Below are 14,815 nucleotides of genomic sequence, written 5' to 3'. Positions count from 1 at the left end.
GGATTCGACACTCTTTCAACTTTACGCATCTTTCCGCTCAATTTGCCCCATTTTTACAACAACTCTCAGCCCTGTTTACGGAGAATTGTTTCCCAAATCGGCATAGAATAAGGACATCAAGAGAAACAAGAAACGAGGTCGAGCGTTATGAGCGAAATATGCTACCGCAATGAATTCAAACACGAAATTTCCCAAAAGAACAAAGTCATCCTCACTAGCCGTCTGAGAAAGGTCCTAAAACATGACGAGAATTCAGTAGGCAACAGTTACAGCATCAGGAGTCTCTATTTTGACACGATTTATGATGATGCTTTTTGGGACAAAGAGGATGGCCGCAGCTATCGCGAAAAATTTCGGATCCGTTATTACAACAACGACGCTTCCTTTATCCGCCTGGAAAAAAAAGTCAAGGATGGCGCTGTCGGTTATAAACAGAGCGCCTGCATTACGAAAGAAGTGGCCGATCAGCTTATCCAAAAAAAATATGACTGCCTTACCGATGCCAGCCACCCGTTGCTCCAAGAATTTTATGCCAAGTGCAAGAGCCAATGCATGGAACCAAAAGTGATCATCACTTACGAACGCGAAGCCTTCGCCTATGGCCCCGGGAATACGCGCATCACACTCGATTTTGATATGCACGCCAGCACACAAGTTTCCTCTTTCTTCCACGATGGCCGAATCGGAATAAGGGAACCCGGGATCGATTGTGTACTGGAAGTAAAATTCGACAACTATCTGCCGGGATGGATCCAAAGCCTGGTGCAGACAGAAGAAACAAACAGCACCTCGCATTCAAAATACGTAATTGGAAGACATTTAAACCAAATTTGAGAAAAGCTGAACGGGTTCGCTCAGCCCTGAAAGAATTTTAGGAAATCGTGCCACGCAACGTTCCCTACGGTCACCTTGTACTGGGACTCTAGGGGATGAATCGCTAAAAGTCCCATGCACCTGAGCATAGTAGAGCGCAATATGCTGAGAGACTTCCTGCGTCAGCAGGGTAGTCGAATAGTATCCTTGGCTCGCAGAGACAAGGGGTTCCTCTATCCTTTCCGAAGGGCTTACCCGTGAAGCTAGACATCATATAAGAAGCAGGGAATATTATTTTAAACCACACCAGGAGGAATATTCACATGACAACATTTACAGATATCATTAAAAACAGCTTTTTGGAAGAAACTGCCGACTTTTCCATCGCGGCGGCTTCAGTTTCCCTGCTATCGGCGCTCTTCATAGGACTATTCATCTTCTTCATCTATAAAAAAACCTACGCCGGCGTCATGTATTCGAAACCCTTCAACACGTCGTTGGTACTATTGTCGGTCCTGACCACTTTCGTCATCCTGGCTGTAACCTCCAACGTTGTCCTTTCCCTAGGGATGGTCGGTGCCCTTTCCATCGTCCGCTTCCGTACCGCCATCAAGGAGCCGCTTGACCTGGTCTTCCTCTTCTGGTCGATCAGCGTCGGCATCATCCTAGGAGCTGGCTTGTATTCTCTGGCTTTCCTCGGATCTGCATTCATCACTGTCATCCTGCTCGTTCTGACAGGAAAAGTCGATTCTTCGGCCCCTTACATCTTGATGTTGCAGTTGGAGAATGAGAATGCTGAATTGCAGGCCACCGAAATCATCAAAAACCGTTTCGGAAAAATCATCGTTAAATCCAAGAGCATCACGGACGGTCAACCGGAATTGATCTATGAAGTAAAAGTCAAGAACAACGAAACAAGCTTCATGAATGAATTGAGCGCCATCGAAGGCGTCCAAAACGCCACTTTGGTCAGCTACAACGGCAACCAAGCCGGATAGGAAAAGCTGAACAGGTTCGCTCAGCCCTGAAAGAATTTTAGGAAATCATGACTTGCAACGTTCCCTACGGTCACCTTGTACTGGGACTCTAAGGGATGAATCCCTAAGACTCCCATGCAACTGAGCATCGTAGAGCGCAATATGCTGAGAGACTTCCTGCGTCAGCAGGTTAGTCGCACAGTATCCTTGGCTCACAGAGACAAGGGGTTCCTTTACCCTTTCCGAAGGGCTAACCCGTGAAGCTAGACATAGAAACGCAAATCCAATCAACTAAAAAACACACTAGAATAGGAGATTTATCCCATGAAAAGTACTATAATTAATTTAAAGAATAGACCGCTTACACAAATCCTCACCCTAACAGGCACACTTGCCTTATTGACCGCTTGCTCGACGGAAGCAAGCACCACTACAGCATCCAGTGCCGTCTCGACCACTGAGGCGACCGTTGAATCCACCCTTGTGCCAGACTCCAGTTATTCAGAAAAAAACAGCACAGCAATCAGTTTTTCCGATCAGACGATCACAGTCGATGGATCCGGAGCTGCAGCTGATGGTTCCATCCTGACCATCACGCAACCAGGTACGTATATCCTTAGCGGAACCTTGAGCGAAGGCCAAGTCCGTGTCGAAACAGTCGATGAAGCCGATGTCCAGATCGTTCTAGACGGGGCTGCCATCACGAATTCCACCGGAGCTGCCATCTATGTGAAAAGCGCCAACTCTGCGACCATCACTTTAGTTGAAGGCACGACCAATACTTTAAGCGACGGAGCAACCTATACCTTCGAAGACAGTGAAGACGAGCCGGACGCGACCCTGTTCAGCAAATCCGACCTTATCCTGAACGGAACGGGAACATTGATCGTCGATGCCAATTATGCTCATGCCATCAAAGGTAAAGATGATGTGACCATCGCAGAAGGAACCTATGAGATCACTTCTGTCGGCGACGCAATCAAAGGAAGCGATTCGCTCTTCATCAGTTCCGGTACTTTCACGATCAATGCAGGCGGCGACGGACTACAGTCCACAAATGAAGAAGAAGAAGGCAAAGGAACTTTGACGATCGAATCAGGTACCTTCGCTATTAAGGCAGCTTCCGACGGCATCCAAGCCGCAACAGATCTGCAGATCCTTGGTGGAGACTTTACGATTACAACCGACGGCGGCAGCGCGAATAGCAGTACGGAGAGCGAAGCTTGGGGAACATGGGCAACACCTGCTGAAGACGAAGCCACAACTACCACTGAAGAAACAACTAGTGCCAAAGGTTTGAAAGCGACAGGATCATTAGTGATTTCCGGCGGTACCTTCGTCTTGGACACATCCGATGACTCCATCCATACCAATGACACAATCCAAATCACAGGCGGAGACTTCACGATTGCTTCTGGGGATGATGGTATCCATGCCGACAACACCTTGACAATCGATGACGGAACCTTTAGTATCAATCAAAGTTATGAAGGTATCGAAGCTACCGAAATCACGCTGAATGGCGGAGACATCACTTTGACATCAACGGATGACGGTGTAAACACAGCCGGTGGAAACGATGCGTCGGCCGTCAGCGGACGCCCTGGCGAAAACACGTTCACCTCGACCGCAGAAGGAGCAGGACGCTTGACTATCAATAGCGGTACCCTAGTGGTAAACGCTAGCGGCGATGGACTCGACAGCAACGGTAGCATCGAAATGAACGATGGTACCGTGATCGTCAACGGTCCGACCGACAGCATGAACGGTACGTTGGATTACGACAGCACGTTCAACATGAATGGCGGCACTCTGATTGGGGTCGGCAGCTCCGGAATGGCGATGAGCCCTTCTTCGACCTCAACCCAAAGCTTCCTGTTCACATCCTCTATCCCATTGGCTGCGGATGAAGCCATCCAAATCACTGGGCCGGACGGAGAAGTGATCATGACCTTTGAGGCTTCTACAACGGCTCAGTCGCTTGTATTCTCTAGTCCTGACCTGGTCAACGGATCTGCCTACACAATCACAACTGGCGGAACAGTTTCCGGAGAATCCACTACCGGTATCTATGAAGATACGTCCTTTAGCGGCGGTTCATCCACCGTCGAGGTCAGCGCCACAACTGAAGAAAGCGGCGGACAAATGGGTGGCATGGGTGGCAACTCAATGCCCGTATCCGGTGCATCCGTGAAATAAACATACATCAAAAAAATATCTTTCCTAGCCGAGCGATCTGGAAAAGAGGCCAACCTTTCCCTCTTTCCGGTCATTGGCAGAAATTAGCCCCAGAAGAGGTAATTGCTATGAAAAAAAGAAAAAAATTAAAGAAAAAATATGCGCTTTTCCTATCTACTATGTTCCTTGCAGGTTGCGTCACGTTCCTATTGTGGGATTTGGCAAATTCCCAAGAAGGGGAAAGTTCCGCATCAGCCCAGACCCTAACGACAGATGTCGCATACGCGGTTGATGAAGGGACTGATGAAGTATTTGAAGCTGATGAGACCAGCATAGCGCAAGCAAATGCGCTTCTCCAGAGCAGCACGATTATATCGACAGCCGGAGAAGATTTAGCGGCAGATTTGAATGATCTGAATGCAACCTACCCTGGCCAGCTTGGCTTTGTCCTCATCAATGAGCAGACCGGCGAAGCCGTCACGACCAACGCGTCCCGCGTCTTCACCAGTGCGAGCCTGTACAAATTGTTTCTGACCTACGCTATCCTTGAACAGGTCGATGCCGGTGCATTTTCCCTGCAGGATCAGATGGCGGATGGCGCAACGATCGACGATTACCTGACCAGCACCATCACTGTTTCGGCAAATGAACCCGCAAAGGAACTTGCGCATCTGATCGGATGGGAAAATATCGAGACCTTTATCCATGAACAAGGTTTTGTTTCCACGAGTTTTAACCCTTATCTGGAATCCGACGGCGTCTATTACAATGGCGATCTGGAAACAACCCCAGCCGAAGTGGCTTTCTTATTGGAACGCCTGTTGGATGGCGAATTGCTTTCAGAATCCAGCACAGCGTACTTTCTCCGACTATTGGGCAACCAGGAACTCGTTTATGCCCTGAACACCGGCCTCACTGATAAAGTAAGCTTTGCTCACAAAACCGGCTTGTTGGATGACGTATCTCACGATGCCGGGATCCTGTCGATGGACGGCCAGAATTATATCGTAGCCGTCTTGACGGATGGTTGGCAAAACGCGACCGATGAAGCCGCACCGGTATTCGAGGCAATCGGCTCAGATGTGATGACTTACTTATATGCACAATAAACAAAAACACATGACGAAAGCTTGGTCATTCGGAATGTTTTTTCGGACCCCAAGCTTTCGCTATACAGCAACGCTTTATCAGGGTAAACCCTTGCGTCAAAAGCTTGAAACCAGAGGAAGCAAAAGGCTTATCGTTAGCTATCTGGCCTGAGATGCGGTATGCTATAGAGGTACTATCTATTTGCTGACGTTATATTTTCTATATCCAGCTCAAATCCAAGCCAGTACAGGTATACTTCCAGGAGGAAAACATATGAAATTACAAGTAGAGAAACGCGAAAAAGTTGGCTCATCTGCAGCAAAGCGTGCAAGATTGGACAAGAAACTGACTGCAGTCATCTATGGTAAAGATGTTGAAGCAACTCCAGTATTACTTGATGCAAAAGATTTTGACGAAGTGCTCAAGCAATTAGGTAAAAATGCGATTTTTGAAGTCAGCATATCCGGCGGAAAAACGTTGCAAGTCATCCTTAAGGACATCCAACAGGCTGCCCTGAAGAATGAAATCCAAAACGTCGAATTGCAAGTAATCACAAAAGGCCAAAAATTGACGATGACTGTTCCGATTCACTTGGTCGGTAGTGAAGACGTCAAAGAAGGTGTCTTGACTCAAACATTGAACGAATTGGAAATCGAAACGGAAGCTACCAATGTCCCTACCGAATTCCAAATCGCTGTTAATGAAATGACCATCGGTGATACTTTAACAGTTGCCGATATCAAAGTGGATGCAGACATTTCAATCCTTACCGACCTAGAGGAAGCGGTTGTTGTCGTTTCTGCTCCAGTAGCCGAAGAGGTTGAAGAAGAAGAAGCTCCAGCCGAAGAAGCTGAAAAAGTCACTGAATAATCTTTAAATCAGATAAGCGTAAAAACTTGATTGGCACACTTACAGGTTTCATCAAGTTTAGGCTTACCTACAAAAAAAGTTTCGGTTTTGAACGTCAAAACCGAAACTTTTTTTGTTTGCACCAAATTAATTCCTGAACTATACTGCTAAGGAATCCTTCACAACAGTAAATGGCTCCAGCCCGTGGCTTTTTTCCAAATAGTTTTCCAGGAAGCGCTGAGCCAAACTGCCTTTTTTGATGTTTGTCTGCGCCGTTTCGATGGAAAACCATTCCGCCTGATCAACTTCATCCGTCATGCCATCAAGGTGCTCGTTCGCGACGATGCAGGAAAAATTCAGCATCAATGTGTTGTTTTTTTCAAAATATTCACTTTTATTGTAGCGCACTCCAACCGTTTGCAGCCCGAGCTCTTCGGCGATTTCACGGGCCGCTGCCTGTTCCGCATCCTCGCCTTTATTGACGTATCCCGCACAGAGAATATAATCCTCCCCGCCGTACTGTTTGATCAACAAAATTTTATTTTGTTCCTTATTCAGGATGACCATGCTGACAGCCGTGTTGAACACAGGGAATCGATACCCCTCACAACTATTGCAATAAGGAATATTCCCTTCGTTCTCCAGAAATTTCCCTTCCAGTTCTGTTCCGCATTCCATGCAATAATTCATCTATTTTGTACTCCCTTTCCGATTATAATTCCGTTCGCTTCATCCAGAGTCATACCCCAATCTCCAAAAAGGAGTCGGCGTTGATTATTCACTCCTAGAACAATATGAAATATTATAGCATGCCGGCAGTGTCTTTCTTTCCTCTAGGTCTAAAAATATTTCCTACTTCATAACCGTATCGTTTGTCTTGCGTCAGTAATCGCACTAAAATGGGATTAACAATGGAAATGAATCCTTGTGTATATTTAGACTGTTTTTGGACCCTGAATTCAACTGCCTTCTGCTTCGGGATGAATAAAGTCAAGCGAGGGGATCACAATGGAAGAAGATATCAAAAAAAGCACCCGGGAAGAAGAATCGGAGCATCGCCAAGCAATTTTGAAGGATCTGATTCTTCGTCTCCATGCAGGCGATGACTACGAACAGATCAAGAAGAAATTCCAGGAACATTTCGCGACGGTCAGCGCTCTGGAAATTTCGATGTTGGAGCGTAGGCTGATCGAACAAGGCATCGCAGTCGAGGAGATCCAGCGGCTTTGCTCGATCCACGCCGATTTATTTGCCGATGCAGTGACCTATGGGCAAGCCCCCTCTCCGGATAGCGAGAAACCAGGGCATCCGATCCGGGTGCTGAAGGAAGAAAATGTGGCCATAGAAGCGACTCTCGATCGGATTGCGCGCCTCTTGGAAAGTTATCTGGCTGACCATGATTCAGCTCTGGAAACCGGGCTGCTCAGGCAACTGGATATCCTCTGGGGCTTCGATAAGCATTACGCGCGTAAAGAATATGCCATTTTCCCGATCATGGAGCGCTACGGCATGACCGCTCCACCGAAAGTGATGTGGGGGGTGGACGACGAGATCCGAGGACAGTACAAGAAATTTAAATGGTTGTTGGAAGAAAGACAGCTGGATTCCCTCAAAGTGACCTTCGAAACGCTTCAGCAGGAAATGAAGGAGATGTTCATCAAAGAGGAAGACATCCTTTTGCCGATGGTATCCGACTCTTTCACTGAAGACGATTGGCTGAAGATTGCTGCTGAGTCGGATGAGATTGGTTATTGTATCATCCACCCGGAATCGCAATGGCTGCCTGAACGCGCCGCTTTTGAAACAGAAGTAGCAATGGGTTCCATTCCAGAGGGCAACATCGCCTTTGGTACCGGCTTTCTGACGGTGAAGGAGCTGGAAATGATATTGAACAGATTACCGTTGGAGCTCACCTTCATCGATGCGGATGGCATCGTGAAATATTACAATGACGGACCAGACGAGAAAATTTTCATGCGCACGAAATCCGCACTGGGAAGGCAAGTAGATAACTGCCATCCTCCAAAGAGCGTCGCGCTCATGAGGCAACTGGTTTCGGACCTGAAATCGGGAAAGAAAGACCAGGAAACTATGTGGTATGAGGAAAACGGGAAGTTCATCGTCGTGAATTATTGCGCGCTCCGCGATGAGAACGGCACTTATATGGGCGTCCTGGAATATGTGCAGCAGGCCAAATCCATCCGGGACCTGACAGGGGCAAAACGGCATCTTTCCGAATGAAGGCTGTTGCGGCCGGCTGAGCTTCCGGGTGAATGTTTTCTTATTGCCGGAGAAGCCGGCCTTATCCCCAGTTAAAAAGTCGGCGCCTCAATCGTTTTTGATTGAGGCACCGACTTTTTTTGCTGTTCATTTTTATTATTTGATGATTTGGGAGGTAGGGCAGTGCTTTTCTGCCGACGTGTTCACTTGCGCAACACCAAGATGGACCATCAGTGCGGTGCCGGCAATACAGTTGGCCTCAGCCTCTACCGGAGCAGGCTCATTCATCGGACAAACCGTTACGGTGCAGGCATTGCATTTCTTCCTGCCGCTCGCGATCAAACGGATTTGACGGAATAAGATGTACCCCATCAGGCTCATAAACAACAATAAAACAATCCAAGATTGAACATTCATAAGTTATTCCTCCTCTTCCTATTTGACCATCGGTTTCGCTAAGCTGCCCCACATCGGGGAAGCTTTTTTAGGCGCGGGTCTGACGACCAGGAACAGCAATATTGCCGCTGTTGCAGCAGCTATGCTGGCTCCCAACCCGAAAGGCATGCCCAACACGATTACGGATCCGAGCTGATTGATGATGAAGGCCAAGACATAAGCCAAAGTAGTTTGATACAAGACGCCGAATAGCGTCCATTTAGAGCTGCCAAATTCGGTTCGCATCGCTCCGACAGCCGCGAAACACGGCATACAGATCATATTGAACACGAGGAATGATACTGCGCTAACCGGGTTGAACAGCGTGCTGAATGCGGCAGCTACCTCCGCCTCCGAGCCGGTTGTCCCCATCAGTACACCAAATGTGCCGACAACATTTTCCTTTGCAATCAGTCCTTGGATGGTCGCCACCGTCGCTTGCCAAGAGCCGAAACCCAATGGTGCGAAGAGTACCGCAACTCCACCGCCGATCTGAGCCAAGATACTTTGGTCGCCTTCAACCGTCATCTGCATTTGCCAGTTGAAGGAAGAAAGAAACCAGATCAAGCTCGCACTCAGGAAAATGACCGTTCCCGCATTTTTGACGAAGGCCAAACAACGGGCCCATACTGCACGGAAAATGCTTTTCCACTGCGGCCAGTGATACATCGGCAATTCCATGACGAATGGCGAAGCTTCCCCGGAAAAGATGGCTGTCTTACGCAGCAGTACGCCGGAAAAGATAACCGTCGCAATTCCCAACAGGTACATCGACAAGGCCACCCAGGATGCGCCACCGAAAATGGCATTGGCAATCAGGGCGATGACCGGCAGTTTCGCACCGCATGGGATGAAGGAAGTGGTCAGAATCGTCATACGGCGATCCTGCAGGTTTTCGATTGTGCGGGAAGCCTGGATGCCCGGGACCGAGCAGCCGGAACCGATCAATAACGGAATGAATGATTTACCCGAAAGGCCGAAGCCACGGAAAACCCTATCCATCACGAAAGCGACGCGGGCCATATAGCCGCTGTCCTCCAGTAAGGTCAAGCAGAGGAACAAGGCAGCCATCTGCGGCAGGAAGCCCAGAACTGCACCGACGCCTCCGATGGCACCGTCAACCACAAGGCTGCTGACTGCAGGATGGATGTCGATGCTGTCAAAGAAACTTTGCACGATACCTGGCACGATGCTTCCGAACAAAACATCGTTGACCCAATCAGTCCCCCACGTCCCGACAGTCGTGATGGCGAAGTAGTAGACGGCGTACATGATCAGGACAAAAATCGGCAGCCCAAGCCAACGATTGGTTACGATGTGATCAATCATGACCGAGAAAGAAGCTTTGTCGCTATTTTTAACGAGCACTTGGCGTGTAATCTTCGTCACGAATTTATAACGTTCGTTGATCAGGATCGCCTCGGAGTCATCGTCCAATTCCTTTTCATAACGGCTGATCAGGCCTTCCATGACAGTCTGGCCGTCCTCGGGAATCGCAAGTTTCCCGGAAGTTTGTCCGTCCCTTTCGAAAAGCTTGATGCTGTAGTAACAACGCAATTTTTTCGGAACCAATGGAGCAATGATGTCTTCGATCGTATCAAGGATGCTTTCCACGACGATGCTGTACGCAATTGGTTCGGCCACAGCTGTCGGTTCCGCGATGGCCTTGTACAACTCTTCCAAACCGCTTTCCTTCAGAGCCGAAATCGTTACGAACGGCAATCCGAATGCGCGCGACAATCCGGCGACGTCCAGCTGATCTCCCCGTTTTTCGACGATGTCCATCATGTTCAGGACGACCACGATTGGCAGATGCAATTCCATCAATTGGGTAGTCAGGTAAAGATTCCGTTCCAAGTTGGAGGCATCGACTATATTGATGATCAAATCCGGTGCATCCAGCGTCAAATAATCGCGCGTGACGATTTCCTCAATCGTGTAAGGGGAAAGCGAATAGATGCCCGGCAGATCGATGACCTGCGTTTCGCCGTCATGCAGCAATGTGCCGGCTTTCTGTTCAACCGTCACCCCCGGCCAGTTGCCGACGCGTTGGGTGGAACCTGTCAAATGATTGAATAAAGTCGTTTTCCCACTATTGGGATTTCCGACCAGCGCTATGGTTTTCCCCATCATTTTTCCTCCCCGAACGTAACTTCGATCATCTCGGCATCTTTTTTGCGTATCGATAATTCATATCCGCGCACCATCACTTGGATCGGATCGCCTAATGGAGCAACTTTTCTGACATAAATGCCAGTGCCCTTCGTGATCCCCATGTCCATGAGTCTTCTTCGGGTAGCGCCCTGTCCTGTTATCTTGTTCACAATTGCAGTGACACCAATTGGCAAGTCCCTTACATTCGTCAAAATCGTCCCCTCCATTCCTTCAGCAATAATAATTTCCCAACACTAATTGAGAACCATTCTCATTAAGTCATAGCTTAAGGCATAGACTCCTTCAGGTCAAGACAATTCGTGCGTTTTTACTTATTTTTTTTCATCAGAAATGAGTGGCTGAATCCTTTAGAAACAAGCGCGGCAAAATAAAAAGGCACGGAAGAAGTCTTTTCTCCCGTGCTTGTGAAATATTGTCTCTTTTCAGCGACGATGTTCGTCATAATTGTTGCGGCTGACACTCGATACTTCCAAAAACGCCTTTATCACAACAGCAACCACTGCACCCAGAACGGCTCCAAGCGGCCCGAAAATCAGGATGCAGATGACGGTAGCGAGAAACGTGTACAGCGGTCGGATTCCGAGTTCCTTACCGGTAATGAAAGGCTCCGCGATCTGACGGACGACCACCAGAATGATGTACAGCAGTCCAATTTGCCAAGCCAGCGACGTGTTCCCCAGCAGCAGGTGGATCACCGCCCAAGGGATCATCACCATCCCGCTCCCCAGAATCGGAATCAGATCGAAAACCGCGATGCCCAAAGCTTTCAAGAACCAAAAATCAACGCCAAAGTACAGGAACCCGATGCATAACAGGATAAAACTGATGGCAGCCAATTTGACGGCTGATATAAGGTACCCCTTCAACCCTTTTCCAGTTGCGTTGATGATTTCTTTAATATAATAGCTGATCGTATCCAATGCGCTCCCTCGCTTTCTCTTAATGTATTCAGTATACACGCCTGTGCGCCTGCCCGTCATCGGGCATTGGTCGGATTCTTTCCCATTAAGGGCGACGCGCTTGACGGCTGATGCCATCAGGAATGTTCTATGCTAAAATGATATAGGAAACAGACACTGATTACACGTCAAAACACTCGGGAAATGGAGCATAAAATGGAATTCAATCATCTTCAGAAATTTTATAATAAAACCCCAGCCGAAAGGATCACTGCCTTGCAGTCGGCCGGCATCCTGGATGAAGAAGCGACTGCCAAGCTTCAGGAAGGTTTACAGTTGCCGCAGGAAATCGCCGACAATATGATCGAGAATCAATTGAGCACGTACGATTTGCCCTACGGTGTCGCCTTGAACTTTTTGATAGACGGAAAAGACTATGTCGTCCCGATGGCAATCGAGGAGCCTTCCGTCATCGCTGCGGCCAGTGCCGGCGCGAAAATCATCGCCAAGGCGGGTGGGTTCCGCACGACGATCCAAGAACGGATCATGATCGGCCAGGTAGCCTTGAAAAATGTCCCTGACAGCAGTGTTGCTGAACAGTTGATCGGCTCGCATCAGGAAGAGATCCTGCAAGTGGCCAATGCTGCCCACCCTTCCATCGTGAAGCGTGGCGGCGGTGCCCGTCGCGTAAGCGTTAGGATTCTTCCTGCAGATGATGTTGAAGGGATACCGGCATTTTTTGTCGTCCATCTCCATGTCGAGACGTTGGAGGCGATGGGGGCCAACATCATCAATACGATGATGGAAGGCGTCATCCCTTATCTGGAGAGTTTGACCGGCGGCGAAGCTTTGATGGGAATCCTGACCAATTACGCGACCGACTGCTTGGCGACCGCCGAATGCCGGATACCGGCTGCACTTTTGACCAAAGGTGCATTTTCCGGTGAAGAAGTACGCGACCGGCTGATTGAGGCTTATCAGTTCGCCTACGTTGATCCTTATCGCGCCGTCACCAACAACAAAGGCATCATGAACGGCATCGATGCCATCGTGTTGGCATCCGGAAACGATTGGCGCGCCATTTCCGCTGGGGCGCATGCCTATGCCTCACGCAGTGGACAGTACCGTTCGCTGACAACCTGGAAAAAAGCGGAAAACGGGGATCTGCTCGGAAGTCTGACTTTGCCACTGCCGATTGGAGCTGTGGGCGGGTCCATCAATTTCCATCCTGCCGCCAAAATGACGAAAGAAATCCTCGGCTACCGTTCCGCATCCGAACTTGAGTCCATCATCGCCTCAGTCGGGTTGGCGCAAAATTTCTCCGCCATCAAAGCGCTGGTGACGGAAGGCATCCAAAAGGGACATATGGGCCTGCATTCGCGTTCACTGGCGATCAGCGCCGGAGCTGTCGGGAACGAAATCGAACAGCTATCGGAGTTGCTTAAGTGCGAAAAAAATATGAATCTGGCGACTGCGCAGGAACTTTTGGCACAAATCCGCGGTGCGGACGCACTCGATTGAGGCGTAACGCCGCGATTGGCGGAGATTCGCAGAGCGAGCTCCCTTACCGGATTCCAGTTTTTCCTCCGGTGAGGCTCGCCTCGCCGGAGTAGAGGTGTCGGATTTAATTCCTCCTCCGATCGCGGCGGCTTCGCCGGAGTACAGGACCAAAAATTGTTTCCCCTCCGGCCAAGGCCGGCTTGGCCGGAGGAGCTGGCCCCCCGAATCATCCAAAATCAAAAAAAATCAAAAACAGCACGCCATCACCAGTAATCTGGCTGAGGGCGTGCTGTCTTCGTTCACTTCATTCATGCGATCATCTGGTTTTATTAAGATAGATGCGCTTGTTGTCTTCCATTCCTTCGATGCAGATGGTTGCAGGATCTGCAGCCACATCCAATTCGATGCTTGAACCATCGACAGGCAGAACGTGGGAAAAGATTTCTTCATATTCTTTGACTGTTACTTCTTTGCGGCCTGCGAACAATTTTCCGTGCTCAGCGGCGGCCAAAACCTCTTTGAATCCGTCCTGCAGTGTGGCTGCGAAGAACTCGCCAACCGCTCCCGATCCGTAACTGAAGAGACCGATTTTGTCGCCCGCCTTCAGGTCGTCGGAAAGTTCCAGCAAGGACAGCAGGCTCAGATAAAGTGAACCCGTATAGATATTGCCGACGATTCTGTTGTAGATTGTGCTGGTTTGGTAATGTGTCGACAGTCGTTCGCGGTCCGCTTCGGAACCTTCGTCCAGCACTTCGCGCAGAGCTTTCATCCCCATCTTCGTGTAAGGCAGATGGAAGCAGATTGCTTCGAAATCAGTCAACGTGGCGCCGTATTTCGCTTTGAATTCTTCCCAAGTGTTCAGGAAGAACGAAATGTATTGCTCATTTGAATATTTACCGTCGACAAAAGCCATTTCCGAGTAGATGGGTCTCCAAAAATCCATCACATCAGCGGTCAAATAGCTGCTCTCATTCTCCAGTACCAGGATGCGCGGTTCCGCACTGATGATCATAGCCACTGCACCGGCACCTTGGGTCACTTCACCGGCCGTGCCGATTCCATAGCGGGAAATGTCCGAACCGAGCACCAATACTCGGCTTTCCGGATTCAATGCGACATGGCCTTTAGCCAATTGAATGCCGGCAGTCGCTCCGTAACACGCCTGTTTCAATTCGATGCAACGGGCATGTTCCTGGATCCCAAGCAGGTCGTGTACATAGACAGCTCCTGATTTCGAATTATCGATGCCGGATTCCGTTCCAAAAATGACCAGGTCGATTTTCTCCAAATCCTCTGCATCGATGATGCGTAAAGCGGCATTCGCGGCTAACGTAACAGCGTCCTGCGTTATGGGCGCGACAGCCATTTTTTCTTGCCCGATGCCGATCGTATACTTGGCCGGCTCCACTCCCCGAGCCTCCGCCAATTTTTCCATATCCACAAAGAAGTGCGGCGCATAAAAGCCAATCTTATCTATCCCAATCTTCACGACAACTACCCCTTACTTTTCATATATAACTTATTTGATGCCTCTCATCCCAAATGATAGACCAGACCGCTCAAAAAAACAACCTCAGGCCACCAAATTAAAGATATCTTACAAAACCCTTATCGAAAAATTGTATATAATTTGAAATTCTTTACCAATTCTTATATCATTATGAGCGCTTAGTCACGTAA

General features: G+C 48.9%; 13 protein-coding genes. 7 read left to right on the top strand and 6 right to left on the bottom strand.

Going from position 1 to position 14,815, the window contains the following annotated elements; translation table 11 throughout:
- Positions 1-147 precede the first annotated feature (147 nt).
- The 5 genes from C7R56_RS02535 to C7R56_RS02515 all read left to right on the top strand — a co-directional run bounded on the left by C7R56_RS02535 (position 148) and on the right by C7R56_RS02515 (position 5,927).
- Entirely contained in the window at positions 148-834 is a 687-nt protein-coding gene (locus tag C7R56_RS02535) for a polyphosphate polymerase domain-containing protein (protein WP_107995015.1), read from the top strand.
- A gap of 302 nt (positions 835-1,136) precedes the next feature.
- Complete coding sequence (locus C7R56_RS02530) at positions 1,137-1,811, top strand: DUF4956 domain-containing protein (RefSeq protein WP_106448842.1); 675 nt, start codon at positions 1,137-1,139, stop codon at positions 1,809-1,811.
- A gap of 303 nt (positions 1,812-2,114) precedes the next feature.
- Positions 2,115-3,989, top strand: a complete 1,875-nt coding sequence (locus C7R56_RS02525; protein ID WP_107995014.1) for a carbohydrate-binding domain-containing protein — start codon at positions 2,115-2,117, stop codon at positions 3,987-3,989.
- Between the two features lie 107 nt (positions 3,990-4,096).
- Positions 4,097-5,077, top strand: coding sequence for a serine hydrolase (locus C7R56_RS02520; RefSeq protein WP_107995013.1), 981 nt, complete (start codon positions 4,097-4,099; stop codon positions 5,075-5,077).
- Between the two features lie 253 nt (positions 5,078-5,330).
- The gene (locus tag C7R56_RS02515) at positions 5,331-5,927 is read left to right on the top strand and encodes a 50S ribosomal protein L25 (RefSeq protein WP_107995012.1); all 597 of its coding nucleotides are present in this window, start codon (positions 5,331-5,333) and stop codon (positions 5,925-5,927) included.
- 138 nt (positions 5,928-6,065) lie between these two features.
- On the opposite strand, the gene C7R56_RS02510 is transcribed toward C7R56_RS02515, so the two are convergent.
- The gene (locus tag C7R56_RS02510; RefSeq protein WP_107995011.1) at positions 6,066-6,596 is read right to left on the bottom strand and encodes an NAD(+) diphosphatase; all 531 of its coding nucleotides are present in this window, start codon (positions 6,594-6,596) and stop codon (positions 6,066-6,068) included.
- A gap of 318 nt (positions 6,597-6,914) precedes the next feature.
- Here C7R56_RS02510 and C7R56_RS02505 point away from each other — a divergent pair, with 318 nt between their 5' ends.
- Entirely contained in the window at positions 6,915-8,147 is a 1,233-nt protein-coding gene (locus tag C7R56_RS02505; protein WP_107995010.1) for a DUF438 domain-containing protein, read from the top strand.
- A gap of 135 nt (positions 8,148-8,282) precedes the next feature.
- Here the strand turns inward: C7R56_RS02505 and C7R56_RS02500 are convergent, their stop codons facing one another.
- From C7R56_RS02500 to C7R56_RS02485, 4 genes are all read right to left on the bottom strand, one after another.
- Entirely contained in the window at positions 8,283-8,543 is a 261-nt protein-coding gene (locus tag C7R56_RS02500) for a hypothetical protein (RefSeq protein WP_107995009.1), read from the bottom strand.
- Positions 8,544-8,561: 18 nt separating this feature from the next.
- The gene (feoB, locus tag C7R56_RS02495; protein ID WP_107995008.1) at positions 8,562-10,691 is read right to left on the bottom strand and encodes a ferrous iron transport protein B; all 2,130 of its coding nucleotides are present in this window, start codon (positions 10,689-10,691) and stop codon (positions 8,562-8,564) included.
- Positions 10,691-10,927, bottom strand: a complete 237-nt coding sequence (locus C7R56_RS02490) for a FeoA family protein (protein WP_199902962.1) — start codon at positions 10,925-10,927, stop codon at positions 10,691-10,693. Before C7R56_RS02490 ends, feoB begins: the two co-directional genes overlap by 1 nt.
- Positions 10,928-11,158: 231 nt before the next feature.
- Positions 11,159-11,773 (bottom strand): AI-2E family transporter, encoded by a 615-nt coding sequence (locus C7R56_RS02485; protein WP_234402550.1) that lies wholly within the window; start codon positions 11,771-11,773, stop codon positions 11,159-11,161.
- A gap of 42 nt (positions 11,774-11,815) precedes the next feature.
- Here C7R56_RS02485 and C7R56_RS02480 point away from each other — a divergent pair, with 42 nt between their 5' ends.
- Complete coding sequence (locus C7R56_RS02480; protein WP_268811285.1) at positions 11,816-13,156, top strand: hydroxymethylglutaryl-CoA reductase, degradative; 1,341 nt, start codon at positions 11,816-11,818, stop codon at positions 13,154-13,156.
- Between the two features lie 295 nt (positions 13,157-13,451).
- On the opposite strand, the gene C7R56_RS02475 is transcribed toward C7R56_RS02480, so the two are convergent.
- Complete coding sequence (locus tag C7R56_RS02475) at positions 13,452-14,624, bottom strand: hydroxymethylglutaryl-CoA synthase (protein WP_107995005.1); 1,173 nt, start codon at positions 14,622-14,624, stop codon at positions 13,452-13,454.
- Positions 14,625-14,815: the final 191 nt, after the last annotated feature.

The organism is Trichococcus paludicola, assembly GCF_003052295.1.
Lineage (GTDB): Bacteria > Bacillota > Bacilli > Lactobacillales > Aerococcaceae > Trichococcus > Trichococcus paludicola.
Note: the sequence above shows the minus strand (reverse complement) of the source record. Positions and strands in the feature narration are given on the sequence as shown.

Coding starts and splice junctions, on each gene's coding strand:
- C7R56_RS02510 (WP_107995011.1), bottom strand. CDS start 6,596: ATGAATTATTGCATGGAATGCGGAACAGAACTGGAAGGGAAATTTCTG.
- C7R56_RS02485 (WP_234402550.1), bottom strand. CDS start 11,773: ATGGCATCAGCCGTCAAGCGCGTCGCCCTTAATGGGAAAGAATCCGAC.
- C7R56_RS02515 (WP_107995012.1), top strand. CDS start 5,331: ATGAAATTACAAGTAGAGAAACGCGAAAAAGTTGGCTCATCTGCAGCA.
- C7R56_RS02535 (WP_107995015.1), top strand. CDS start 148: ATGAGCGAAATATGCTACCGCAATGAATTCAAACACGAAATTTCCCAA.
- C7R56_RS02530 (WP_106448842.1), top strand. CDS start 1,137: ATGACAACATTTACAGATATCATTAAAAACAGCTTTTTGGAAGAAACT.
- C7R56_RS02500 (WP_107995009.1), bottom strand. CDS start 8,543: ATGAATGTTCAATCTTGGATTGTTTTATTGTTGTTTATGAGCCTGATG.
- C7R56_RS02525 (WP_107995014.1), top strand. CDS start 2,115: ATGAAAAGTACTATAATTAATTTAAAGAATAGACCGCTTACACAAATC.
- C7R56_RS02520 (WP_107995013.1), top strand. CDS start 4,097: ATGAAAAAAAGAAAAAAATTAAAGAAAAAATATGCGCTTTTCCTATCT.
- feoB (WP_107995008.1), bottom strand. CDS start 10,691: ATGGGGAAAACCATAGCGCTGGTCGGAAATCCCAATAGTGGGAAAACG.
- C7R56_RS02505 (WP_107995010.1), top strand. CDS start 6,915: ATGGAAGAAGATATCAAAAAAAGCACCCGGGAAGAAGAATCGGAGCAT.